Raw genomic sequence first — 25,670 nt, 5'->3', positions numbered from 1 at the left:
GAAGCCCTAGTTTGGCCACAGCCGCGACGGTATAGACAATGGACCGCAGGTCCGCAGAATCGACCATATTGTCCGGCGGCTCTTGTATATTCGCGTGCGCAAGTGGCTCGCTGGGCCAAAGCTTCGTTGTGTGAGGCTTTCGCACTTTTGGACAGGCGCTTCTGACGACTGAGCGCCGGAGGGTAGGAACGGAACGTCGATAATGCGCCTGCTCGTGCGGTTTATGGGTTTCTTGTTCGCCGCCGGAACCGTCGTGTTCCTGGTCGGTGTCGCCGCCGTCGCTGGCGCCATCTGGCATTTCTCCAAGGATCTGCCCGACTACTCGCAGCTGCAGGACTATGAGCCCCCGGTGATGACCCGCGTGCATGCCGCCGACGGCGCGCTGCTTGGCGAATACTCCAAGGAGCGCCGGCTCTATCTGCCGATCCAGGCGGTGCCGAAACTCGTGATCAACGCCTTCCTCGCCGCCGAAGACAAGAACTTCTACGAGCACGGCGGCATCGACTATCAGGGCATGGCGCGCGCTGCGATCCTTTATGCGCAGAACTACGGCTCGAACCGCCGCCCGCAGGGCGCCTCGACCATTACCCAGCAGGTCGCGAAAAACTTCCTGCTCACCAACGAGGTCTCGTTCAGCCGCAAGATCAAGGAAGCCTTGCTGGCGATGCGCATCGAGCGCGCCTATTCCAAGGACCGCATCCTCGAGCTCTATCTGAACGAAATCTATCTCGGCCTCGGCGCCTACGGCATCGCGGCGGCGTCGCTGGTCTATTTCGACAAGTCGGTCAACGAGCTGACGATCGCGGAGGCGTCCTATCTCGCCGCGCTGCCGAAGGCGCCGGCGGCGCTGCATCCGGTGCGCAACCGCGACCGCGCGATCGAGCGCCGCAACTATGTGATCGATCGTCTGCTGGAGAACGGCTGGATCAAGCAGGCCGACGCCGACAAGGCGCGCAAGGACCCGCTCAACGTCACCAGCCGCTCGAACGGCGCGCACATCTTCGCCGGCGAATATTTCGCCGAGGAAGTCCGCCGCGACATCTTCGAGCGCTACGGCGAAAAGAAGCTCTACGAGGGCGGCCTGTCGGTGCGCACCACGCTCGATCCCAAGATCCAGGTGATGGCGCGCAAGACCATGGTCGCAGGTCTCGTCAATTACGACGAGGCGCAGGGTTGGCGCGGGGCGCTGCATAAGCTCGACATTTCCGGTGACTGGGGCGTCAAGCTTGCCGACGTGAAGTCGCTGTCCGACATCTCGCCGTGGCGGATGGCTGTCGTGCTCGAGACCAGCGATCAGTCGGCGCGGATCGGCTTCCAGCCGGGCCGCGAGCTCGGCGGCGCGGTCAGCAAGGAACGGCAGACCGGCATCATCACGATGGACGGCGTGCGCTGGGCCAAGACCAGGGGCAAGGCGCCGAGCGCGGTTTCGCAGGTGCTGCAGCCCGGCGACGTGATCTATGCCGATCCGCTGGTGACCAAGGACGGCAACGCGGTCGAAGGTCAGTATCGCCTGCGGCAATTGCCTGAAGTGTCCGGCGCCATGGTGGCGATGGATCCGTGGACCGGCCGCGTGCTCGCGATGGTCGGCGGCTTCTCGTTCGACCAGAGCCAGTTCAACCGCGCGACGCAGGCCTACCGGCAGCCCGGCTCGTCGTTCAAGCCGATCGTGTACTCGTCGGCGCTGGACAACGGCTATACGCCGTCGACCACCGTGATCGACGCGCCGATCGAGATCGATCAAGGGCAGGGCGCTGGCGTGTGGCGTCCGGAAAACTACTCGACCGGCAAATATTACGGCCCGACCACGCTGCGCAACGCGTTGCAGCGCTCGCTCAACACCGTGACGGTGCGCCTCGCGCAGGACATCGGCATGCCGTTGGTCGGCGAATACGCCAAGCGCTTCGGCGTCTATGACGAATTGCCGAACTATCTGTCGTATGCGCTGGGTGCCGGTGAAACGACCGTGATGCGCATGGTCACGGCCTATTCGATGTTCGCCAATGGCGGCCGCCGGGTGAAGCCGACGCTGATCGATCGCATCCAGGATCGCTACGGCCATACCATCTTCAAGCACGACACCCGCGAATGCCGCGGCTGCGACGCGCCCGGGGGCTGGAAGAGCCAGCCGGAGCCGCAGCTCGTCGACCGCCGCGAGCAGGTGCTCGATCCGATGACCGCCTACCAGATCACCGAGATGATGGAAGGCGTGGTCCAGCGCGGCACCGCGACCGTCGTGAAGGAAGTCGGCAAGCCGATCGCCGGCAAGACCGGCACCACCAACGACGAGAAGGACGTCTGGTTCGTCGGCTTCTCGCCCGATCTCGCAGTCGGCGTCTACATGGGCTACGACAAGCCGCGCAATCTCGGCCGCGCCGCCACCGGCGGCCATGTCGCAGCGCCGATCGCCCGCGACTTCCTCAAGCTTGCGCTCGCCGACAAACCGCCGACGCCGTTCAAGGTTCCGGCCGGCATCAAGCTGATCCGCGTCGACGCCAAGACCGGCATGCGCGCCGGTCCCGGTGACGGTGGCAACACCATCCTCGAAGCCTTCAAGCCGGGCACCGCGCCGCCGGAGAACTATTCGGTCATCGGCGTCGCCGATGCCGATGGACGCGGCCCGGCGCCTGGCCAGCAGCCGTCGCAGAATGGGGCCCAGCCGGATGGCGGCTTCTTCATGCGCCCGGGAACCGGGGGGCTCTACTAGCGGCCTGTCCGGCCAAATCGCCGGGATAGTGCGGCCAAGCCGATTGCGCTTTGCCGCGCCGGTCGCTACATCCCCCGGAACCTTTTTAGCCAACACCTGAAAGACCATGCGCGCGGAAATCGAACGCCTTGTTGAAGAGATCAAGCAGTCAGTCGGGCTGCTGAGGAGGCATCTTTGACGTCGAACAATCGACGGCACGCCTCGCTGAGCTGAACAAGCTCGCAGAAGACTCCAATCTCTGGAACGATCCCCAGAAGGCCCAGCGGCTGATGCAGGAGCGCACCTCACTGGAGGATGCGCTCTCGGGCATCGGCAAGGTCGAGCGCGAGCTCGAGGACAATATCGGCATGATCGAGCTCGGCGAGGCCGAGAACGATGAGGGCGTGGTCACTGAGGCCGAGAAGGCGCTCAAGGACCTCAAGAAGGAGGTCGCCCGGCGCGAGCTGGAGGCGCTGCTGTCGGGCGAGGCCGACAAGTTCGATTCCTACCTCGAAGTCCATGCCGGCGCCGGCGGCACCGAGAGCCAGGACTGGGCGCAGATGCTGCTGCGCATGTACACGCGCTGGGCGGAGAAGCACGGCTTCAAGATCGAGTTCCTCGAAGAGTCCCAGGGCGAAGAGGCCGGCATCAAGTCAGCCACCATCCAGATTTCCGGCCACAATGCCTATGGCTGGTTGAAGACCGAGGCCGGCGTGCATCGCCTGGTGCGCATCTCGCCGTTCGATTCCAACGCGCGGCGGCACACGTCGTTCTCGTCGGTGCAGATCTTCCCCGTGATCGACGACAGCATCAAGATCGAGATCAAGGAGTCCGATGTTCGCACCGACACCATGCGGTCGGGCGGCGCCGGCGGTCAGCACGTCAACAAGACCGAGTCGGCGGTGCGCCTGACGCACATCCCGACCGGCATCGCGGTGGTCTGCCAGGCCGGCCGCTCCCAGCACAAGAACCGGGCGCAGGCCTGGGACATGCTGCGCGCGCGGCTCTACGAGATCGAGCTGAAGAAGCGCGAGGAGCAGGCCGCCGCCGATCAGGCCGCCAAGACCGACATCGGCTGGGGTCACCAGATCCGCTCCTACGTGTTGCAGCCCTATCAGATGGTGAAGGACCTGCGCACCGGTGTGCAGACCTCCGACACGTCGGGGGTGCTCGATGGCGACCTCGATGAATTCATGGCGGCGACCTTGGCGCAGCGTGCCTTCGGCACCGGGCCCGGCTCCGTCGAGGATGTGGATTAGCCCATGCCGCGCGTCGCTTTCATCGGATTGGGACGCATGGGCCAGGGCATGGCCGGCCGTTACCTCGATGCCGGCTTCACGGTCGCGGTGTGGAATCGCAGCAAGGCCAAGGCCGCGGACCTGATCGCTCGCGGCGCGCTCTGGGCAACCTCGCCGGAGGATGCCGCGATCGATGCCGATGCTGTCGTGACCATGGTCGCCGACGACGAGGCTTCGCGCGCGGTCTGGCTGACCAAGGACGGCGCTGCCGCCAACATGAAGGCCGGTACGCTCGCGATCGAATGCTCCACGGTCTCCTACCAGCACACGCTCGAGATGGCGCGCGAGCTCAACAGCCGCGGCCTGATCTACATCGATTGTCCGGTCACCGGACTGCCGGAGGCGGCGGCCGCCGGCAAGCTGACGCTGCTGGTGGGCGCTGATCCCGCCGATCTCGAACGCGCGCAGCCTTATCTTGCGCCGATCGGCAGCACGATCCGGCATTTCGGCCCGGTCGGCACCGGCACCGTGTTCAAGCTGATCAACAACCTGATCGGCGCGGTGCAGATCGCAAGCCTCGCCGAAGGCGTGGCGATCGCCGAGCAGGCCGGCCTCGACATGCAATTGGTGGCCGAGGCGCTGGCGACCGGCGCGGTGGCAAGCCCACAGGTGATCCGCCACAGCAAGCGAATGATCGACCGCAACTTCTCCGGCGCATCGTTTACCGCGGCGCTGCGCCACAAGGATGCCGACTACGCCGTGCGGCTCGCCGAGACCCTGCTGCCCGGTGTGCCTGTCAGCCGCGCCGCGCTCGCCGCCTACGACAAGGCGAAGGCCCATGCGCCCGACGCCGACGAGGGCCAGATGATCGAGATCGTGTCGCGGCCGAAATAGGCGGGGCCGCCATTCTCGGAAATCGGGTGGGAATATTCGCGGCGCCGCGCTAGTCACCTGTCCGACCGCAGGTGAGCGCCCAACATGCCTTCCGCCGACAACCGCATCGATCGTCGCGACTGGGGGCTGCTCGTCCTGCTGTCGGTGCTGTGGGGCGGCTCGTTCTTCTTCAACGGCGTGATCCTGCGCGAATTGCCGCCGCTGACCCTGGTGCTGCTGCGCGTCGTGCTCGGCACGATCATCCTGCTGCCGCTGCTGCGGACCGCCAGAATCGAATTCCCGCGCGGCCTGTCCGGCTGGGCGCCGTTCGTCGCGATGGGGCTGTTCAACAATGTGCTGCCGTTCGCGCTGATCGTGTTCGGGCAGACCTATATTCCGAGCGGGCTGGCCTCGATCCTCAACGCGACGACGCCGCTGTTCGCGGTGGTCGTGATGGCGGCGGCCGGCGAGGAGCGGCTGCAGGCGCGCCGCGTGGCGGGCGTCCTGGCCGGGCTGATCGGGGTTGCGATCCTGCACGGCGATGCGCTCGGCTTCGAGAGCCGGCAAGGCATCGGCATCCTGCTGTGCCTCGCCGGCGCCTTCAGCTACGGCATCGCGGCGCTGGTCGGGCGGCGGCTGCCGCAGCGGGTGCCGCCGCTGGGGACGGCGACGTTCCAGATGATCGCCTCGGCGGTGCTGATGGCGCCCATCGCCGCCGTCGTCGATCGGCCGTGGCTGCTGCCGATGCCCCAAGCAACGACATGGCTCGCCGTGCTCGGGCTCGCGGCGTTGTCGACGGCGCTGGCCTATATCGTGTTCTTTCAGATCCTGCGGCGTTCCGGCGCGACCAATGTGATGCTGGTGACGCTGCTGATTCCGGTCACCGCGATGCTGCTCGGATATCTCGTGCTCGGCGAGCCGATCGCGCTGCGCGAGGTGATCGGCGCGCTGGTGATCGCGAGCGCGCTGCTGCTGATCGACGGCCGCGTGCTGGCCTGGTTCAGCCGCGCGCCTGCTTCCACGCCGCATACCATCCGCTGAAGCGTCCGCTGTCGCGCTCGCCGCCGTGCCAGGCGGCATAGGCGGTGCCGTCGTCGGCCACCAGCACCACGGCATCGAGTCCCTTGGAGCGGCGCAGCGTGTCCATCGCCTGCGCCGGCGTCTGCGCGATCGGACCTGCGACGTTGAACGAGGTGTTGACCGACATCTCGACGCCGATATGACGGCCGAGCGCCTTCAGATAGGCATGGGTGAGGGGATCGTCGGCCTCGCGCACGATCTGGATGCGGCCGGTGCCGTCGGCATGCACCACCGCCGGAATCTTCGCCCGCGCCTCCGGCTTCGAATGCGCCGTGAGGACCATGTAGTTGTAGGCGTTGTAGTCGGCGTCGGAGGCGCCGTCTTCGAGCTCGAAATAGGCGCGCGCGGCCTCTAGCGTCGCCATCGGCGCCAGCGGCCGGATCGCCTCGCGATACTTGACGCGCTCGTTGAGCCGCTCGCGCACCTCGGGGTCGCAGGGATTGGCGAGGATCGAGCGGTGGCCGAGCGCGCGCGGGCCGGTTTCGGCGGCGCCCTGATAGATCGCGATCACACCGCCTTGCGCGACCATGGACGCCATCAGGTCGGCAACCGCGTCGCGGCCCTCTGACGTCGCCACATTGCCGATCTCTGTCGAGGCAACGTCGTCGGCTTGCAGCGCCGTCGTGATGTCGGCGTTCGACGACGGCAGGCCGCAATAGAATGCGTGCGATAGCGGCGCGCCGCGCGGCGCGCCCGCCATATGCGCGAACAGCCAGGCCGCGCCAATCGGCACGCCGGGATCGCCGGGCACCGGCGGCACCCACATATGCAGCCGCGTCTTGCGCTGCTGCGCCCGTTCGAACCACGCTTCGTCGAAATGCTCGAGCAGGCGCATGTTGCCGAGCGCGTTCAGCGCGACGCCCCCGGTCAGCACCAGGCGGTCGGTGCCGGTGGCGCGCAGGAGATGGTCGATGACATGGATCATCGCGTCCTCGAACACCAATTGCGTCGCGGCCGCCTTGTCGACGCGGTCCTTGGTGTCGGGGCGGTGATTGATGTCCTCGACGCGCAGCACGGCGTCGGGATTCCAGAGCTGGTCGGGGCGCAGCGGCGGGCCGAGAATGTCGATCAGCGGCTGATGATAGGGATTGTCGGCAGGATCGGCGTACCAATTGGCCATCGCGCGATTGAGCTGAACGCTGCCATTGGGCCCGAACTGCAGCACCGCCTTCAGGCGCTGATAATACGGATTGGTGGCGCGGTTCATGTCGCCCCAGGCGGCGGCGCCCATGTAGCGGCCCTCGCTGGAGAGCCAGGTCCAGCCGCCCTGGCTGGATGAGATCACCGTGTAGAAAGCACCGAGCGAGTCGAACAGGCTCTCATTGCAATAGAGCTGCTTCATCTCGCCGTTCTCGGCGACATAGAGCGAGATCGAGCCGACGTCGCCGGTGCCGTCGAGCACCGCGATCGCAACGGGCTCGCGCGTATCGGCGAACGGCGAGGCGGTGAACGAGTACCAGGCGTGATTGTCGTGATGCGGCATGCAGATCAGCGGCAATTGCTTGTCGAGCCCGTACATCCTGCCGAGCCGGCGCGACAGCCGCCGCACCTGATCCAGCTGACGCAGATTGATTGCCGGTGCGATCGGGGCGCGCAGCAATTTGAGGCTGGCCGGCGCTTCCTCGAGCGAGGTGCGGATCAGCATCGCCAGCAGCGCCGGATAGTCCCACGTCGTGACGAAGGCGGCGATATCGCCGATGTCACGGCCCATCCGCTGCAACACCTTGCGCATGTCGTCGAGCGCGTATTGCGGGAACTCGTTGGTGTGCTTGTTGCCGGAGAAGCGCTCTTCCTCGTTGTTGACGATCAGGCGCGGTCCGTCCTTCTGGGTGACCTCGACCAGCGCGACGCCGGTATTGTGCGTGCCGGGGCAGGCGAGGCCGGCGATGTAGACGGTCTCGCCGCGCTGCAGCTTTTCGCGGATCGACGCGATCGTGCGCTGCGCGAACTCGCCATTGGCCTTGTGCAGGCCACGCTTCGCCAACGCAGACTCGCTGAGGCGGCGCGTGATCTCATAGCCCGCGGCCGCAAGATGCGGATGCCGCGGACCGGTACGGATGTCCGGTTTACGCAATCAGAACGCCTCGACTCGTGATCCCCAGATCGACCTTCAATCATAAATAGCGCCAGGCAACAATGCCGTTTCGCCCAACGGAAAAACCCAGCGCTTGCCAGCACATGCGTCTCTTGCGAGACTTGCCGCCAAAACCAACGACAAAAATCGGGAGAAAACGATGCCGGCTCGTTTCGGATATATTGGCGCAATCGCGGCGTTCGCAAGTGCCGCGCTGATCGCGACCTCGGCCACCGCGCAGAAGAAATACGATCCCGGCGCGAGTGATGGCGAAGTCAAGATCGGCAACATCATGCCATACAGCGGCCCGGCGTCGTCCTATGGGGTGATCGGCAAGACCGAGGCCGCATTCTTCAAGATGATCAACGAGCAGGGCGGCATCAACGGCCGCAAGATCAACTTCATCAGCTACGACGACGCCTATTCGCCGCCGAAGGCGATCGAGCAGGCGCGCAAGCTGGTCGAGAGCGACGAGGTGCTGTTGATCTTCCAGCCGCTCGGCACGCCTTCCAATTCGGCAATCATGAAATACATGAATGCCAAGAAGGTGCCGCAATTGTTCGTCGCCTCCGGCGGCACCAAATTCGGCGACCCCAAGAACTTCCCCTGGACGATGGGCTTTCAGCCCAACTACCAGAGCGAGGGACGCATCTACGCCAAGTACATTCGCGATAAATTCCCTAACAGCAAGATCGCGGTGTTCTGGCAGAATGACGATGCCGGCAAGGATCAGTTCAAGGGCCTGAAGGACGGGCTCGGCGACAAGGTCGGCATGATTGTCGCCGACAAGTCGTACGAGGTCTCCGATCCCTCGATCGATTCGCAGATCGTCGCGCTGCACGATTCCGGCGCCGACATCTTCTTCTCCTGGGCGGCGCCGAAGGGCTCGGCGCAGGCGATCCGGAAAGTGGGCGAGCTCGGCTGGAAGCCGAAATTCTTCCTCGCCAACACCGCGACCTCGGTCGCCTCGGTGCTGAAACCGGCCGGGCTCGAGTTCTCCAAGGGCATCATCTCGACCGCCTATCTGAAGGACCCGACCGATCCCACCTGGGACAAGGATCCGGCGGTGCAAAGCTGGCGCGCCTTCATGGACAAATATTACCCCGACGGCGACAAGGCCAACGCCAACAACCTCTATGGCTATGTCCAGGCCGAGGCGATGATGCAGGTGCTGAAGCAGTGCGGCGACAATCTCACGCGCGAGAACGTGATGAAGCAGGCCGCCAACCTGAAGAACTTCCACTCCGACCTGATGCTGCCGGGTGTCATGGTCAACACCTCCCCCGACGACTACTTCCCCATCGAGCAGATGCAGCTGATGCGCTTCAACGGTGAGGCGTGGGAGCTGTTCGGCGACGTCATCACCGGCGAGGTCGGGCACGAGGCGTCGCGGTAGGGGAGGCGCTGCTCGCGCCGCAACACCACTGTCGTCCCTGCGAAAGCAGGGACCCATACTCCGCGGCGGATGTTGTAAACGGGACTGGTCGTTCCAGCGTCGTTCAACAATGACCATTTGTGGTTATGGGTCCCGGCTTTCGCCGGGACGACACCGAATGTGTTGCGCGGCGTGAGGCACAAATCTACGCCAAAATCCTCTCCGGCCGGCGGGCGCGGAGCGCCATGCCGCCGGCGACGCCGACGCCGATCACGTACATCCAGCCTTCGTGAAAATCGGCGAGATGCGAATTGAGCAGCGAGCTCGTGATGTTCTGCACGATCACGGCGAGTCCGATCCAGGTCGCGAGATCGCGGCCGGCGAACAGCCTGACGTGGCTGGTCCACATCGCGTAGAGCAGCAGGATGCCGATCAGCCCCCACTGGACCCCGACATTGAGGGTCTGGTTGTGCGGGTTGTTGATCACCTCGGCCTGAAGGCCGGTTTGCCCGACGGCATCCTGCGTGAACATGTGGCTGATCGAGCCGGTGCCGTGGCCGAGCCAAGGCGCCTCGGCGATGAATTTCACCGACTTCCGCCAATAGGTCAGGCGCTGCGCGGTCGAGGCGATGCCCGAGGTGTCGTGGGCGCGATACTCGATGCCGACATCGGCGATGCGTTGGCGGAGGTAGGGGGACGTGGTCCAGACCACGAGGCTGATGACAGCGACGCCTGCGAACAGCAGCCGCGTGGCGCGCCGCGACAGATGCAGCGAGGCGAACAGGATCAACAGCACCGGCATGTAGACCAGCGCGGTCCGCGCCGAGACGACGTAGAGCATGTTGGCGACGAACAGCAGCATCAGCGCGATGGCGCCGGCTGCGATGCGCCATTGCCGGGCCCGCAGCGCCGTCAATGCCGGCAGCGCCAGCGCGAACGCGCAGAGCGCGAATTCCTGGCTCTGGTCGAGGTAGTTCTTGACCGGCACGCCGTCGGAGGCGGTGTGCGCGAGCCTGAGCTGCGGCAGCGCCAGCACCATCCAGGACAGGACCATCAGCAGCGTGCACGACAGCAGGAAGGAGGCGAACACCCAGAGCCTGCGCTGCGAGCGCTGGAAATAGCCGAGCAGGAACGGCAGCAGCAGCAGCTTGCTGAGCGGCTTGATGCCCTGCAGCCGCTCGGCCCAGCTCGTCTCCGACCACGCCATGCCGATCACGGCAAGTGCGACCAGCGCGATCGGCAATGCAAAGGCCGGTTGCCCGAGGTCGAGCACGAACTGCTCCCAGTCGATGGTCGGGATCACGGCGACGAGCCACAGCAGCATGAAGACGGCGAGTGCCGTGGTCGACCAGGGTAGCGACGCCGCGGCCAGGGCGATCAGGGTATCGGTGGCGCGGAGATAGGCGACCGAGCCGGACCAGGCGCGGACGCGATCGCGCCATCGTGCTGGCGCTTCGATTGCGAGACCAATGGCGTCGGAATCGGTGCTCATGACGGGTCACACGCCGTGCGCGGTTGCACCGCTGAAGGTCGCCATCGCGGCGGTGAGCGACGCGGCGGCGGCCGCGACGTCCGGGGCAGCCCGATGCGACAGCAGGTCGCGCGCCTGGGTGTGGTGGCCGAAGCGCTCGGCCAACTCGGTCCGCCGCGCGCGGATCCGGTCGCGCCATTGCTCCTGCTGCGCCAGCACGCGCCGCACGGAGGCGCAGATCGAGTCGGTCGAGAACGGATCGAAATAGTCGGCAAGCTCGCCGGCGACCTCGCGGAACACGGCAATATCGGAGCACAGCACGGGAGTATTGGCCGCGAATGCCTCGATGATCGGGACGCCAAAGCCTTCGGCGAGGCTCGGCATGATCAGGCCGTGCGCGCCCGCGATCAGTGCCGCCTTCTCGTGCTCGTCGACATAGCCGGAGAAGCGGACGTTCTTCGGCAGATTGCGCGCCTGGTTGGCGCCGCCGGCATAGCCGATCACGACGAGATCGGCCTCCGGCAGCTTGCGGAAGGCGCGGATGACGGCCGCGAGGTTCTTGCGGGGCTCGTTCGAGACGATGACGACGAAGCTCGGCCGTGCCGGGACCGCGGTTGGCACCGGCGCAAGCGGCGCTTCCGCGACGTCGAAACGAGTCCGCGGATAGACCACTCGCGCCGGAATGTGCGCATATTGCGGGAGCAGGGCGCGGAAGCGGTTCATGCTGTAGTTCGAGACGAAGGCGAGCTCGTCAGCCTGGTTCACGCTGGTGAAAAGGCGCGACAGGAACAGGCGTGTTGCGATGTCATCCAGCTTGAGATCGGTGATCGGTAACAGGTCATGCACGACGCAAATCACCTTCGCGCCCGGGCGGCGCTGGATCGCAACCCGGGTCGGGGTGTCGACGAGAATGACGTCGTAGTCGCGCGCATCGACCCGCGGCGGCGGCAACCGGGTCAGGGCCGACGTATCCTGATAGCTGTAGAAGCCGGGCTCGAGCAGGAAATCGCCGAACAACTCGAGATGGCGCAAATCGGTCGGAATGTATTCGAGGCCCTCGGTCCGGTTCTCGATCAGCGTGACGCTGGTCGGCAGCAGATGAATCGAGCGCAGGAAGGCGATGATGAATTCGAGCGAGGTCGCCGCGTTGAGCTTGTGCTTGAACCAGTCGACGGTGTGGCGCAGGCCACCGCGCATGATCGGCGAGTTCATGTCGGTTTCATCGAGGTAACGATAGAGCGCGAGCAGTTCGATCAGCCGTGAGTCCTCGGGCAGCAGGCGCGTCCGCTGCTGCCTGCGGCGCAGCTTCCGGTAGCGGCGCGTCGTCTCCACGACGAGGGTCAGGGCATGTCCGTCGCCGGCCAGCGAGCGGATCAATTCACGGGTGAAATGGAAGATGCCGCGCTTGTGGTTGGGCTCGCCAAGCGCCTCGCTGACGACCAGGATCTTTATCATGCGCTGATTTCTCTGAGCTCGAGGTGATGCGGGACGGGCGCATCCAGCGGGGCGGTGCTGGCGATGCGGCCGTGATCGAGATTGATGATGCTGTTGCAGGTCCGGCGCAGCAGGGCATGGTCGTGCGAGGCGATGATCACGATCGCCGCGGTCTCGACCATCTTGCGCAGCCGCTGCTCGGCCTTGGCCGAGAAATTCTCGTCGACCACGCTGAGCCACTCGTCGAGCAGCAGGATATCGGCGGGAAACGCGGTCGCGGTCGCGAACAGCACGCGCATCAGCATGCCCGACGAGAACATGCGCAGCGGCAACCGCTGCATGCGCTCCTCCAATTCGGTGAATGCCCAGATCTCGTCCAGGACCGCCGGCGTCGGCTTGCGTCCCGAGATCCGCAGCAGCAGGCTGATATTGTCGGCGGCGACGAAATCGAGATTGACGCCGGCACCGAGGCCGAGCAGCGGCACGATGTTGCCGGAAATCTCGACGCGGCCGCTGCTCGCCGGGAACACGCCGGCAATGAGCCGCAGCAGAGTTGACTTGCCGGAGCCGTTCGGACCGGCGAGACCGATGCGTGCGCCGGCCTTCGCCTCGATCGAGATGTTGTCGACCGCGCGGATGGTCCGCATCTCGCTGGTCTGGCGGAACAGGCGGCCGAGCAGGCGGCGCTTCAGCGAGAAGTCGTAGGCGCCGTACAGCGGATAATCGAGGCAAACGTCGCGGAGGTGGATGCTTGCCATGCCCTAGATCCAGAATGCCGCTTTGCGCAGATGGGTGATGGTGACGATCGCAGCGACCGCGAGCGCGGCGAGGCAGGCCAGCACGTAGATCACGCTTGCCGTTGCGACATGACCGGTCGCCAGCGGGTCGCGCCAGATCGCGAACAGATGCGTCAGCGGATTGAGCCGCATCACGGTCGAGCCGCGATCGATCATCTCGGATGTCCAGATGATCGGCGAGGCCAGGAAGGCCAGCGTCAGCGAGGACTCGATGATCGGCTTGATGTCGCGGTAACGCGTCGCCAGCGCGCCGAGCACGAGGCTCAGGCCCAGCGTGCAGACCACGAACAGAGCGAGGCCGGGAAGGGCGGCGATGGCGCCGCCGACATCGCGCGGCGTCAGCACGAGCCACAGGAGCAGCGGCACGATCGCGTTATGGGCGGCGAACAGCGCCTGCCGGAGGGTACATTGCAGCAGGAAGATCACCGGCGGCAGCGCGCGATCCTTGATCAGGCTGGCCGAACCCTGCAGCGCGGTGGTCGCGTCGAGCACCACGCTGTTGAGGAAGGTCCATGCGGTGAGGCTTGCCGCCAGCATCGGTAGCCGCGCCACCGCGCTGGCGTTGGAGAGATGGCCGATCACCGAGCCGAGCACGGCCACCATGATCGCCATCTGGATCGACATCCAGAAGGGTCCAAGGAGGGAGCGGACGTAGCGATGACGCACGTCGGACCAGGCCAGTGTTGCCGCGATCTGGATCGCGCCGACGAGCCCTGCCGTTCGGGGACGCGGGGCTGGGGCTGACGACCCCGCGTCCTTTGCGGCGGCCTCCTCGGTAACGATCTTGCGATACACCGTCTCGACTCCCTCCTTGAAGGCTGCGGTTGAGTATTTCGTCATCGCGCGATGGCGCGCGGCCTGCCCCATGCGGCGGCGGCGCTCGGGATCGTTGATCAGCGTCTCGATGGCGTCGGCAAGCGCGGTGGGATCGCCGGGCGGTACCGTGATGGCCTCGAGGCCGTCGCGGGCGACATGCGGAACGCCGGTGTCGAGTGCGGTGTTGACGACGGGCCGGCTCGCGGCCATTGCCTCGAGCTGCGCCAGCCCGAAGGTCTCCGCATTGGTCACCGACGGCATCACGAAGACGTCGGCGATGCGCATCAGCTTGACGCGCTCGCTCTCGGACACCGAGCCGAGCAGGCGGACGCGGTCCTGCAGGCCGTAGTCGCGGATCAGCCGCTCGAGGTTGTCGCGCTCGCGGCCCTCCCCGACGATCCAGACCTCGAAATTGCGGGCATGCGCGGCGCGCACCAGCACGTCAAAACCCTTGTAGGGCACCAGCCGTCCGCAGGCGAGCACGAGACGGCCGCGGGCGTTGACGTCGTCGGCCTGTGCGGCCGGTCGGTCATATTTCGCGACATCGACGCCGAACGGAACGGCGTGGCACTTGTCGGAAAATTCCTGCAGCAGCGGCGTGGTTTCGATCAGCACCGGATCGGAGACGATGATCGCGGCGGCCCGGCGCAGCGTTCGCCGCATCATCGGCTCGACGAGGAAGCGCAAGGCGGCGTGCGAGACGATGTCGGCGTGCCAGTGCACGACCAGCGGGCGGGTGCGGCCGAGCCCGAATGCGAAGACGAGGTCGGCGAGCGGGAAGGGGGCGTGCAGCGCCAGCAGATCGTGCTCGGCGATGCGGCGCCACAGCCGCCACGGATAGGTCGGCGCCGCCGGCAGCGACAGCACGTCGCCGAAGGAGTGCACGCGCTCGACCGCAACGTCGTTGACCACGATCTGCCGCTCGCCGCCGGAGCGCGAGCAGACCAGCACGGCGGCGTTGAAGGTGTCCTTCAGTCCGGCGCAGATATCGCGGATCACCGTCAGCGTGCCGCCGAACAGGTCGGGATAGTAGACCTTGAAGATGTGGAGCACCGACGGACGCCGGGCCGGCTCGTTGACGACAATCATGGGCGGCTCGAACCGGATCATGCGACGAACAGGGCGACGATGAACGGCAGCGCCAGCGCGGCGGCGAACACCAGCGAGCGCAGCAGCGCCGGAAACACCGGCTCGATCGGGCCGCGGGGGACCTGCGGCGTGAAGCGGAATGTGGTGGCGGCGAACCGACCGGATTCGTGAAACGAATCGGATTCGTGAAACGAACCGGATTCGCGGGCCGAACGAAGAGACATTGCGTCGGATTCCCTGCTGAACGGATTCTGGATACGTGGGAAAATTTCACACGTCAATGGCGTCGGACTAAAATGTGGGATTATGTCCCACGTATGGCGGTGGACAACTTTTCTGGGAGGAAGGATCGGAACGCATGACGGTGCGATCGCGCCGCGATGGCGTGGGGCGGGCGAGCAAATGCGGGAGGTTCTAAAGCGCCATCAGCCTACTTGTGGATCGAGCGACGGCCTCCGCTTCACCTCGCCCCGCGCGCGGGGAGAGGTCGGAACGCATCGTCAGATGCGTTCCGGGTGAGTCTCCGCGAACTCAGCTATCACCGCAGATGCAGAGACAGCCCCTCACCCCAACCCTCTCCCCGTAAGAACGGGGAGAGGGAGCGCAGCACCATTGCGCTCGCCATTCGACCGAATCTCATCTTGCTCTAGCGGAGCGTCAGGCCGGCTCGGCGGCGCTGCGTTCGGCCGGTCGCTGGAGCTGGCGCCTGATCGCTGCGATGTCGAAATGAATCCGCTCGGGCAGCATCGCCGCTGCCGGGCGCTGCAGATCCTGCTCGATCACTACGCGCTTGCCGCCGTCGGACGTCAGCGCAATCGAGATCGATTGCGCGCGAGGTTCGGCGCGGAGGCCGGCATGCGCGCGGCAGGCATATTCGCCGGCGCGCAGACCGCCGAAGCCGAAGGCGAGCAGGCGGCCGTAGATGTAGAGCGCGAGCAGGTCGGTTTCGTTGAAGCGGCGTGGCGATCCGGGCGCAACGCCCGGCAGGCAGGGATAGCCGCCCGCCATCACCGTCGACACGAACTCGTCAAAGGGAACCTGGGCGATCCGGCAGGCTTCCGCGATCGCAAGGTCGAATCGGGCAGACGTCATGGAACGGTCCGTGGCGATGGCGGCAGTGCCGGGCGCCGTGACACCCGCTAGCGAGCGCGCGGACTGTGTCCGGAGGTGATTTTGTTTCCCATAAGTGGGAAAATATCACACGTCAAGTGAGGTGGGATTGTGTCCCACGGCGCGGGCGGCTAAAAGTTAGGCATGAATGCCAAGGCCCCGAAGTCGAAGGTGGGATCGTCCGCGCCGATCGCCGCAGCGAAGCTGCATGCGCCGCTGGCGCGGATGCTGCGCCCGCTGGTGCGGCTCTGCATCCGCGGCGGCATGACGTTTCCGGCGCTGACCCAGCTGCTGCGCGAGCTCTATGTCAACGTCGCCGAGCACCACTTCGCGCTCGAGGGCAAGGAGCAGACCGACAGCCGCGTCAGCCTGCTGACCGGGATTCACCGCAAGGAGGTGGCGCGGCTGCGCGGCGCCGGCGCGCCGGTCAATGCGGTGCCGGCAACGCTGTCGCGCACCAGCGCGATCATCGCGCGCTGGCTGGCTGCGCCCGAGTTCACCGATGCCAAGGGCGATCCGCTGCCGCTGCCGCGCACCGCCGAAGGCGGCGCGCCGTCGTTCGAGACGCTGGTCGAATCGATCACCAAGGATGTGCGGCCGCGCGCGGTGCTGGACGAATGGCTCGACCGCAAGCTCGTCACCATCAATGACGACGACGAGATCATGCTGGTCGAGGAGGCCTTCGTGCCGCATGGCGACGACGACCGCAAATGGCACTATCTCGGCCGCAACCTGCACGACCATGTCGCGGCCGCCGAGCTCAACGTATCCTCGGCCGCGCCGCGCTTCCTCGAGCGCGCGGTGCATTACGACGGCCTGTCGGCGAAGCTGGCAAAACGGCTCGAGGGCCGTTCGCGCGAGCTCGCGATGGAGGCGCTCAAGGTCGCCAACCGCGAGGCCAATCGCGCGCTGGCAAAAGACAAGGGCGGCGACTATCGCTGGAATTTCGGCATCTACATCTATCGCGAGGGTCCGGACGGCCCGGTCGATGACGATGCCGACGAAGGCGGTGCGTCGTGAACAGTCCGCCGGTTATCTCGCGCCGCGCGCTGCTTGTCGGCTTCTGGCTTGCCGGAACGTCGCTCGCGGGCGCGCAGGTCAAGAAGCGCGGCAACGATCAGGGCATCGGCGGCACCGGCATCACCGGTTCCGATCAGGGCATCGGTGGCACCGGCATCGTCGGCGTGATCCAGCGGTTCGGCTCGATCTATGTCAATGGCGAGCGCGTCGCCTATGCACCCGACGTGCCGGTCAGAATCGACGGCGAGGCGGCTAGCGCCAAGGCGCTGCGGATCGGACAGCTCGCGCGCGTGGTGGCGCAGCGCGATGCCGGCGGCACGCTGTCGACCAAACGCATCGATGTGACCAGCGAGGTGACCGGGCCGGTCGAGCAAATGAAGCCGGGCGGGCTGACAGTGCTCGGCCAGACGGTCGCCTGGATCGGACGCGAGAGCTGGCTGAAGGTGGGCGCGCATGTCGCCGTGTTCGGGCTGCGCCGCACCGACGGCGTCGTCGTCGCAAGTCTGGTGCAGGAGCGCCATGACGCCGCCGCGCGCGTCGCGGGGCCGCTCGAGCGCGACCGTGCCGGCGCCTTGCGGATCGGCGAGCTCAAGCTGGCCGGCGTCGATGCGGCGCTGATCGGTCAGCGCGTGCAGGCCGAGGGGCACGTCGCGCAGGGCGTGATGCAGGTGTCGCGCAGCCGCGCCGACGATTTCTCCGATCTCGCCGGCGCGAACCGGCTGTTGATCGAGGCCTATGTACGGCGGGTCGGCAATGACCTGCAGCTCGGCTCCGGCTTTATCGCGCGCGACCATTCGCGGTTCTCGCCGGCGGCCGACACGCGCGTCGTCGTCAACGCGCAGCTGTCGGGCTCGCGCGAGCTGCGCGTCGAATCGGTGCAATCGGTCGGCAAGTTCCCGGGCTCGTCGGTGAAGAGCCCGGGCACGCCGGGCCGTGGCCCCGGCGGCGGATCCGGGCCGGGTCATGGATCGGGACCTGGCGGACCTGGCGGCCGCGGCGCGCCTGGTGGCGGCGGTCCGGGTGGCGGCCCCGGTGGGGCGCCGTCCGGCATGCCGGGCGGCAGCCCGCCAGGCGGCGGGGCTGCGCCAGATCCGCTGAGTGGTGGACCGACCGGCCCCGGTCCCGGTGGCTTCGGCCCGCCCGGCGGGCCGTTCGGTCCCGGTGGCGGTGGTGGTCCGTTCGGTCCCGGCGGTGGATTCGGTGGCGGCGGGCCGCCTGGCGGCATGGGCGGCGGCGGACGCCGCTGAAGCCACAAACGCGATCGGCGCGAGCGAGACCGCTTGCGCCGATGTTCAGATCGATCGTTGTGCGATTGAGCTAGCCCGCGCTGAGCCGGACGCCGGCGCGGAGGAATTTCTGCGGATCGACCGCTTCGCCGTCGATGCGGGTCTCGTAATGCAGATGCGGACCGGTGGAGCGGCCGGTCGAGCCGACGGCGCCGATCACCTGGCCAATCTTGACGTATTCACCGACCTTGACGCCGATCTCGGAGAGATGACCGTAACGCGTCGACAGGCCGTTGCCGTGATCGACCTCGACCATGCGGCCATAGCCGCCGGCCCAGCCCGCCGACACCACCTTGCCGTTGGCGGTGACACGCACCGGATCGCCTTGCGCGGCCCGGAAGTCGAGGCCGGTGTGCATCGCCGGCCGGCCGAGGAAGGGATCGGTGCGGACGCCGAAGCCGCTGGTGAATTCGACTTCACCGACCACGGGCTTGCGGTAAGGCACCAGCGCCAGCGTCTGGTTCAGCCGCTGCATCTGCGCGCGGTTGATGTTGATGCGATAGAGCTGGCGTTCGAACGCGCCGGCGTCGGCAGAGAGTTTCACTGGGACAAAGGGCCCGCCCATGCCGGAGCGCGGCGTCGCCGCCTCGAGCTGCGCCATGTTGAGGCCGAGATCGGAGATCACGCCGCGCATCCGGCGCACCTTGGAATCGATGCTGTCCTCGACCGAGGCGAGCGCGGCAACCTGGCGCCGCTCGACCTGGTCAAGCGAGGTCTGCAGGCGGACCAGCACGTTGTCGACGCCCTGAGCTTTGGCGAACTGGTTCGGCTGCGTCTTGGCGATCAGCGGCGCGCGCGATTCCAGCCGCGCCTCGCGATCCGGCGGCGCCACGAAGATCACGGTGTCGCTGATCGGCGAGGGTTTTAACGTGCCGGAGGATGGCGCCGCCTCGGCGCGGCCCTGCGGCTTGATCGATCCGGTGCTGGTGACGTCAGGCATCGCGCCCAGCGCGGTGGCGCGCGATTCCAGCGTCGACTGCCGCTTCATGATCTGGTCGAGCTTGTGGTCGAACTGCTCCTGGTCGAGCAACTGGCGGCTGGTGGTGCGGTCGACCTTGGCGCGAAGCTCCGAGATGCGGTCCTCATAGGCGTATTGCATCTCGGCTTGGCGCGCGATCAGCCGGGTCAGCACGTCGTCGCGGAATGCGAAATAGGTCGCGGTCGCCGCCGACCACATGCCGAGCAGCACCACGGTGCCGACGATGATCCAGAACACCACCGGCCCGAACCGGACCTGCTTGCCGGCATGGACCAGGGTATAGCCCTCGCCGGAGGCGGCCACCGCTGCCGCCGCAGCGGGTGCGGCGTGATGGGCTGCCGGACGGCGCCCCGGCGTCCGGCCATGGTCCTGCGGATGATGATGGTGCTTGTGGTGACCGGACCGGCTCGACATCGGTACTCCCGCGGCCGGTCGGACCAAGCTCCGTACGGCGAATTTGCGGGGCCGATTTGAGCCCGTCATGGTTAATTTTCAGGAAACGGAACTCTTCCCGTCAGAGCGCTCGGGCAGCCTCCAATACCGCTTCGGCGTGGCCGTCGACCTTCACATGACGCCAGACGCGGGCGACTCTTCCACTGGAATCGACCAGAACCGTGGTGCGAATAATTCCCATGAAGGTCCTGCCATACATGGATTTTTCGCCCCAGGCGCCATACGCTTCCAGCATCTGGTGGGCCGGATCGGAGACCAGCGGCACCGACAGCCGGTGTTTGTTTCGAAATGACTCCTGCGCCTTAACCGTGTCGGCGGAAATGCCGACCACTTCGGTCCCGCTGGCTACGAACTCGCTTTTGAGCCGGGTGAAATCGATCGCCTCCCTGGTGCAGCCGGGGGTGTCGGCGCGGGGGTAGAAGAACAGCACCAGCTTCTTGCTGGCAAAATCCTTCAGCGAAACGCTGCCCCCGCCGTCGCGCGGCAGGTTGAAGCCCGGCGCCGTGGCGCCCTCGGCAAGTGTGACGGCGGACGAGTTGGTCACGGTCGCGGCCGGCTCTCGCTTTAACGGTTTCGATGCCGCCTTGTGCGAGGCTTTGCTTCGAACACCCGCTGCGGTCTTTGCTTTCGTTGCCTTGGTCGTTTTCTTAGTTGTTTTCTTAGTTGTTTTCTTAGTTGTTTTCTTGGCCGCTGCCTTCGTCGCAACCGCTGTGCGGGTTTTCGTCGCGGACTTCCCAGTGCTTGCGCTTGCGGCGCGCGCAACCTTTGTTGCGACCCGCTTTCCGGTTGTGTTGGAGGATTTCTTGCGCGTTTTCTTGGACATACGCCTTCCTTTCGTCGCTTTCCGAAGCTCAACCATTGGGGTATTGCGGGTCTTATTGGCGGCGGCCGGATTCGCTCCGGCCGCTGGGCAAGTTTGATGGCCACGGAGTATGGTGACAAGGAATTCGACGCGTGACCCGTCCGCTTGCTGAATTGGCTTTTGATTGGTTGGTTTGGTCCGTTCTGGGGGCCATCGGCGAGTAACATGATTAGGCGAGGATAGGCGGCGATGCCGGCACAGGAGCGCTCGATACGCATCGACGGGCGCCCCGATGGCGGCAATCAGCTTCGCCGTCAGCACCGAGAGGCAATGGCAAGGAACACGTCGCCGCAGGGTCCAAATCCGCGCGCCGGGGCTGACTTCTCGCAATGGGAAGACGATGCTGCGTGGGACGAGCAGGATGAGGCGGCGGGCAACCGTGCGCGGCAATTGCTGGCGCGTTCCAACACCAACCTGCATCGCTTCACCGATTTCTGCTCCGGCATGCAGCGCTGGCTGCACGGCGGGCGCTGGATTCGTCGCATCGGACTGGTCCTCGTGGTGCTGGTCGCGATGTTCGCGACCTGCTTCGGCGCGCTGTGGTGGCGGCTCGGCGCCGGCCCGATCAATCTCGACATGGCGACGCCGTGGCTTGCCGCGGCGATCGAGGAGAATATCGGCCACGGCAACACGGTCGAGGTCGGTGGAACGCAGATCGAGCGAGCCGGCCGCGTCAGGATCGCGGTGCGCATCCGCGACATCATCGTCCGCGACCGCGACCATGCGGTGGTTGCGAGCGCGCCCAAGGCCGAAGTGCGCCTGTCGGGCACCGCGCTCCTGATGGGTCAGTTGCGGGCGGAGAGCCTCAATCTGGTCGATGCGGAACTGTCGGTGCGCATCACGCCCGACGGCAATGTCACCGTGTCCGCCGGCGACACCGCAAAGCCGCTGGCCACCGGCGTTGCCTCCAAGCGGGAGGCTGGGATGCCGCCGACATTCCCGCGGCCGACACCCGCAGCACCGCCGCCGCCGGTTGCCTCGCCGCCGGTTGCCGCCGAGCCCTCGGCGCCACCCGATTCGGCCCAGAGCGGGCTGCTCGCCGGTCTCGACTGGCTCGACAGCCTCAGCATGACCGGCCTCGACGGGCAGAACCTCAACGAGATCGGCCTGAAGAACGGCAATCTCGTCGTCGACGATCAGCAGCGTGGCAACAAATGGAGCTTTGAGAACATCAGCCTCAGCCTGCGGCGCCCGAGCGGCGGCGGCGTTGCACTTAGCTTCGGCGAGGAGGGCGCAAAACCCTGGTCGGTGCGCGTGCTGGTCGGACCGCAGCAGAACGGCGTGCGCTCGGTCGACATCAAGGCCGACAAGGTTTCCACCAGGAACATCCTGCTCGCGCTCCGAACCAAGGATCTGACCTACACTGCCGACCTGCCGCTGTCGGGCGAGATGAAGGGCGAGCTCGGCCGCGACGGCTTGCCGACCTACTTCCGCGGCAAGATCAATGTCGGCGCCGGCAACATCATCGACACCGACACGCCCGACTACCCGATGCCGATCGATTCGGCCGAGATGAGCGTGGAATGGGATTCGGGGCGGCGCGTGCTGCTGGCGCCGATCAAGATCATCTCGGGCGCCAACCGCATCACGCTGCTCGGCCATCTCGAGCCGCCGAACGACAACATCACCGACTGGCAGGCCGGCCTGTCGGGCGGCACCATCGTGCTGGCCGGCGCCGACAAGAACGAACCACCGTTGATCTTCAATCGCATCAACATCGGCTTCCGGTTTGACACTGACAAGAAACGCGTGCTGCTGACCCAGGCCGACATCTCCAATGGCGAGATCGGCGTCGCCGGAACCGGCAGCATCGACTATTCCGGCGAGCCGCGGCTGCAGCTCGGATTCGCCGGCACGCCGATGTCGGCCTCGGCCCTGAAACGGATATGGCCGATCATCATCGTGCCCGAGGTGCGCGAATGGGTGCTCGAGCGGATCGACCGCGGCACGCTCCAGCGTATCGATGTCGGCGTCAATTCGCCGGTGCACAACCTGTCGCGCAAGGGACCGCCGATCCCGGATGACGGCCTCTCGGTCAACATTGTCGCCTCGGGTGTCACGGTGCGCCCGGTGGATCAGATGCCCGCGGTGCATGACGCGGATCTGAAGGCCAGGGTGACCGGCCGCACCGCGACCGTGACCATCAACCAGGGCATTGCCGACACGCCGGCAGGCCGCAAGATCACGCTGTCGGACTTCACCTTCGAGGTGCCGGACATGGCGCCGAAGCCGTCGCCGTCGAAGGTCAAGTTCCGGGTCGACTGTCCGGTACCGGCCGCCGCCGAAATCCTCGCGTCCGACCGGCTCAGCGATCTCTCCGGTCCGCCGATCGATCCCAACGCCAGCAAGGGCAACGTCACCGCGACGATCAATCTCGGCATGCCCGTGAAGGGCGAGCTGACCAAGGCCGATACGCTCTACTCGGTCACCGCCGACATCTCCGGCGTTGCCGTCGACAAGCTGGTGATGAACCAGAAGCTCGAAGCCAACGCGCTGAAGGTGATCGCCAGCAATGCCGGCTTCCAGGTCAAGGGCGACGTCAAGATCAACGGGCAGGCGGCCTCGCTCGACTACCGCAAGCCGGCTGAGGGCGATGCCGACGTCAAGCTGCAGGCGACGCTGGACGATGCGAGCCGCGCGCGCCTCGGGCTCGATCTCGGTCCCGCGGTCTCGGGCGCGATCCCGATCAAGCTGAGCGGCAAGATAGGCAGCGGCGACAACCCCACCACCAAGATGGGCGTCGAAGCCGACCTGACCCAGCTCAAGCTCGACAACATTCTTCCGGGCTGGGTCAAGGCGCAGGGCAGGGCCGGCAAGGCGACCTTCAACGTGGTGCCGAAGGGTCAATCGACCAGGTTCGAGGACATCTCGATCGACGGCGCCGGCGTGTCGATCAAGGGCGCGCTCGAGGTCGACCAGAACGGCGACCTCATGAATGCGTACTTCCCGACCTACGCGCCGTCGGAAGGCGACAAGACATCGCTGCGGGCCGATCGCGGTCCCGACGGCGTGATCAAGGTGACGCTGCGCGGCGACGTGTTCGACGGCCGCGGCTTCCTGAAGTCGGCGATCTCCGGCCGCGATAGCGATCCCAAGAGCAAGACCAGGACCACCGATTTCGATGTCGATCTGAAACTCGGTGCGGTCGCAGGATTCAACGGCGAAGCGCTGCGTAGCGTCGACGCCAAGGTCTCGCGCCGCAACGGGTTCTTCAAGGCGTTCACGCTGAGCGGCAAGGTCGGACGCGACACCCCCGTCACGGTCGATATGCGCGGACGCCAGCAGGGCCGCGAGGTGATCTATCTGCAGACCAGTGACGCCGGTGCGTTCCTGCGCTTCATCGACACCTATTCGAAGGTGGTGGGCGGCCAGCTTACGCTCGCGATGGAGCCGCCGATCCCCGAGCCGAGCCCAAGGGAAGGGCTCATCAATATCACCGGCTTCTCGGTGAAGGGCGAAACCCAGCTCGATCGCGCCGTTGCCGGCGGGCCGGTCAGCACCCAGAACGGCATCGGGTTCGACGCGCTGCGCGCCGAATTCACCCGCCAGAGCGGCCAGCTTTCGATCCGCAATGGTGTGGTCAAGGGACCGACCATCGGCGCGACCATCGAAGGCAGCATCGACTATATCGGCAACCAGGTGCGGATGAACGGCACCTTCATTCCGATGTACGGGTTGAACAACATGTTCGGCCAGATCCCGTTCTTCGGGATTTTCCTCGGCGCCGGCAGCAATGAGGGCCTGATCGGCGTGACCTACGAAGTGGTGGGAACGCCGAGCGCGCCGGTGCTGCGCGTCAATCCGATCTCCGCGCTGGCCCCCGGCCTGACGCGTAAGATCTTCGAGTTCAAGCAGTACGGCCCGAACGATCTGCCGACGACGAACAATTAGGGCGTCAATTGCAAAATCAGCGTGGCGTGGACGGTGGCGCTCCCGGAAAGCGAACCCCGAAGCGCTGGATCAGTCCGGGCACGCTGCTCATATCCATGTCGAGCGCGTAGCGCGCGCAGAGCGCCGCCAGCCGCTGCGGATCGGGCGGACCATTGATCAACTCCGCTCCGAGCTCACGGAAATAGGCCTCAAATCCGGCGGGCGATATGATTTCCAGTACGCGGGCAGGGGTGTCCCCGGCGTTCCAAAAGGTGTGCCACTGCTCGCGCGGCTTGAAAATCAGGTCTCCCGGATTGCCGATCACGACGGACTCGCCGAGCAGCGCGCCGATCCTGCCTTCGAGGACGAAACTGTACTCATCCTCGCGATGATGCCGGTGCATGGGGGCTGCCAAAGCGTGCGGCTGCATTGGATGCTCGACGAGCGCAAAGCACCTGCCGGCGTCGTCCCCTTCGACCATGAACCGGGCGCTCCTGCCGCCGAGAACGGCGAGATGGCCATCATGTGGACCGAGTATTCGCGGTGATGCCATGCTGTCCTGCTGTCCTTCCTGGAGGGCTCCGGATTTATCGGCGTGTCCATTGCGCCGGCTTTAGCGCCTGCGGCCGTGATGATGCCGAACTTTCACCGCGTCATTCTCATCGCAGCCTCAGCCTCCCGCTAGGGCAGCCTTTGCGGCGTGAGCGGCAGCGCTCCGATCTGATGAAGAAGCGCAAAGCGGTCGGGCACGCCCCAGTGTTCGATCAGTTTGCCGTCGGCAAATCGACAGATGTCGATAACGTCGATGGTGACTGGTTTTCCTGATCGCGGATCGACGCCTGTTGCCTTGCTGCGCGCCCATACCGTATCGCCAGCTTCCACGATCGCCTCTATCGCGAGCCGCAGGTTCTTGATGCTGCCTCTCGCATCTTCGATCTGCGTCTTCAGGATTTGCGGGCCGGGAAGGTCGGTTTTCGATAGATACTCATGTTCGATCAGCTTCTCGGCGCAAACTTCGTCCGCGACCGTCAGATCGCCCTGAGAAAAGCCACGTTCGATGATGGCCTTGAAGTGCTCCAGGTTTGTCGACATGCCCATCGCTCCGGTTCTCTCGGACCGCCGACCGCGATACTGGCAGCAACGGCACGAATTTGCGTCGC

General features: G+C 65.9%; 19 protein-coding genes. 8 read left to right on the top strand and 11 right to left on the bottom strand.

Translation table 11 applies throughout. The features are described from left to right. The first annotated feature begins 202 nt into the window (after positions 1–202). From IF803_RS04195 to IF803_RS04180, 4 genes are all read left to right on the top strand, one after another. Positions 203–2,704: a penicillin-binding protein 1A gene (locus IF803_RS04195; RefSeq protein ID WP_411783843.1), complete on the top strand. Its 2,502-nt coding sequence runs from the start codon at positions 203–205 to the stop codon at positions 2,702–2,704. Positions 2,705–2,810: 106 nt separating this feature from the next. After that, positions 2,811–3,942, top strand: a protein-coding gene (prfB, locus tag IF803_RS04190) for a peptide chain release factor 2 (RefSeq protein WP_100213632.1) whose coding sequence is annotated in 2 segments (ribosomal slippage) — positions 2,811–2,879 and positions 2,881–3,942 — 1,131 coding nt in all. Because the reading frame shifts where the segments join, the coding sequence is not laid out codon by codon here. A gap of 3 nt (positions 3,943–3,945) precedes the next feature. Next, positions 3,946–4,815, top strand: coding sequence for an NAD(P)-dependent oxidoreductase (locus tag IF803_RS04185; protein ID WP_304500079.1), 870 nt, complete (start codon positions 3,946–3,948; stop codon positions 4,813–4,815). A gap of 84 nt (positions 4,816–4,899) precedes the next feature. Further along, the gene (locus tag IF803_RS04180) at positions 4,900–5,835 is read left to right on the top strand and encodes a DMT family transporter (protein WP_461191368.1); all 936 of its coding nucleotides are present in this window, start codon (positions 4,900–4,902) and stop codon (positions 5,833–5,835) included. On the opposite strand, the gene IF803_RS04175 is transcribed toward IF803_RS04180, so the two are convergent. After that, entirely contained in the window at positions 5,795–7,948 is a 2,154-nt protein-coding gene (locus tag IF803_RS04175) for a carbamoyltransferase C-terminal domain-containing protein (RefSeq protein ID WP_461191367.1), read from the bottom strand. The genes IF803_RS04180 and IF803_RS04175 overlap by 41 nt on opposite strands. A gap of 160 nt (positions 7,949–8,108) precedes the next feature. On the opposite strand from IF803_RS04175, the gene IF803_RS04170 reads away from it, so the two are divergent. Continuing rightward, the gene (locus IF803_RS04170; protein WP_411783940.1) at positions 8,109–9,344 is read left to right on the top strand and encodes an ABC transporter substrate-binding protein; all 1,236 of its coding nucleotides are present in this window, start codon (positions 8,109–8,111) and stop codon (positions 9,342–9,344) included. 184 nt (positions 9,345–9,528) lie between these two features. On the opposite strand, the gene IF803_RS04165 is transcribed toward IF803_RS04170, so the two are convergent. The 6 genes from IF803_RS04165 to IF803_RS04140 form a co-directional block, all read right to left on the bottom strand. Next, complete coding sequence (locus IF803_RS04165) at positions 9,529–10,815, bottom strand: O-antigen ligase family protein (protein WP_461191366.1); 1,287 nt, start codon at positions 10,813–10,815, stop codon at positions 9,529–9,531. Between the two features lie 6 nt (positions 10,816–10,821). Next, entirely contained in the window at positions 10,822–12,249 is a 1,428-nt protein-coding gene (locus tag IF803_RS04160) for a glycosyltransferase family 4 protein (protein ID WP_411783938.1), read from the bottom strand. Further along, entirely contained in the window at positions 12,246–12,986 is a 741-nt protein-coding gene (locus IF803_RS04155; RefSeq protein WP_411783937.1) for an ABC transporter ATP-binding protein, read from the bottom strand. The genes IF803_RS04160 and IF803_RS04155 overlap by 4 nt, the downstream gene beginning before the upstream one ends. A gap of 3 nt (positions 12,987–12,989) precedes the next feature. Continuing rightward, positions 12,990–14,930: a glycosyltransferase gene (locus tag IF803_RS04150; RefSeq protein WP_411783936.1), complete on the bottom strand. Its 1,941-nt coding sequence runs from the start codon at positions 14,928–14,930 to the stop codon at positions 12,990–12,992. 17 nt (positions 14,931–14,947) lie between these two features. After that, positions 14,948–15,154 carry a hypothetical protein gene (locus IF803_RS04145; RefSeq protein WP_411783934.1) on the bottom strand — a complete coding sequence of 69 codons (207 nt, stop codon included), beginning with the start codon at positions 15,152–15,154 and terminating at the stop codon, positions 14,948–14,950. 433 nt (positions 15,155–15,587) lie between these two features. Next, a complete protein-coding gene (locus IF803_RS04140; RefSeq protein WP_461191365.1) occupies positions 15,588–16,022 on the bottom strand; it encodes a hypothetical protein in 435 nt (144 codons plus the stop codon). A 162-nt stretch (positions 16,023–16,184) separates the two neighbouring features. Here IF803_RS04140 and IF803_RS04135 point away from each other — a divergent pair, with 162 nt between their 5' ends. Then, positions 16,185–17,060, top strand: coding sequence for a DUF6502 family protein (locus IF803_RS04135; protein ID WP_461191364.1), 876 nt, complete (start codon positions 16,185–16,187; stop codon positions 17,058–17,060). After that, positions 17,057–18,307: a DUF5666 domain-containing protein gene (locus IF803_RS04130; RefSeq protein ID WP_461191363.1), complete on the top strand. Its 1,251-nt coding sequence runs from the start codon at positions 17,057–17,059 to the stop codon at positions 18,305–18,307. Before IF803_RS04135 ends, IF803_RS04130 begins: the two co-directional genes overlap by 4 nt. 70 nt (positions 18,308–18,377) lie before the next feature. On the opposite strand, the gene IF803_RS04125 is transcribed toward IF803_RS04130, so the two are convergent. Then, on the bottom strand, positions 18,378–19,739 hold the full coding sequence (locus IF803_RS04125) for a M23 family metallopeptidase (protein WP_461191362.1): 1,362 nt from the start codon (positions 19,737–19,739) through the stop codon (positions 18,378–18,380). A 100-nt stretch (positions 19,740–19,839) separates the two neighbouring features. Further along, the gene (locus IF803_RS04120) at positions 19,840–20,601 is read right to left on the bottom strand and encodes a peroxiredoxin (protein WP_461191361.1); all 762 of its coding nucleotides are present in this window, start codon (positions 20,599–20,601) and stop codon (positions 19,840–19,842) included. A 228-nt stretch (positions 20,602–20,829) separates the two neighbouring features. Between IF803_RS04120 and IF803_RS04115 the strand changes: the two genes are divergently transcribed. Continuing rightward, positions 20,830–24,531, top strand: a complete 3,702-nt coding sequence (locus tag IF803_RS04115) for a hypothetical protein (RefSeq protein WP_461191360.1) — start codon at positions 20,830–20,832, stop codon at positions 24,529–24,531. Between the two features lie 16 nt (positions 24,532–24,547). On the opposite strand, the gene IF803_RS04110 is transcribed toward IF803_RS04115, so the two are convergent. Together IF803_RS04110 and IF803_RS04105 are read right to left on the bottom strand one after the other, a co-directional pair. Beyond that, positions 24,548–24,991, bottom strand: coding sequence for a cupin domain-containing protein (locus tag IF803_RS04110; RefSeq protein WP_461191359.1), 444 nt, complete (start codon positions 24,989–24,991; stop codon positions 24,548–24,550). 200 nt (positions 24,992–25,191) lie between these two features. After that, complete coding sequence (locus tag IF803_RS04105) at positions 25,192–25,602, bottom strand: ester cyclase (RefSeq protein WP_461191358.1); 411 nt, start codon at positions 25,600–25,602, stop codon at positions 25,192–25,194. Positions 25,603–25,670: the final 68 nt, after the last annotated feature.

The organism is Bradyrhizobium sp. UFLA06-06 (assembly GCF_054820065.1).
Note: the sequence above shows the minus strand (reverse complement) of the source record. Positions and strands in the feature narration are given on the sequence as shown.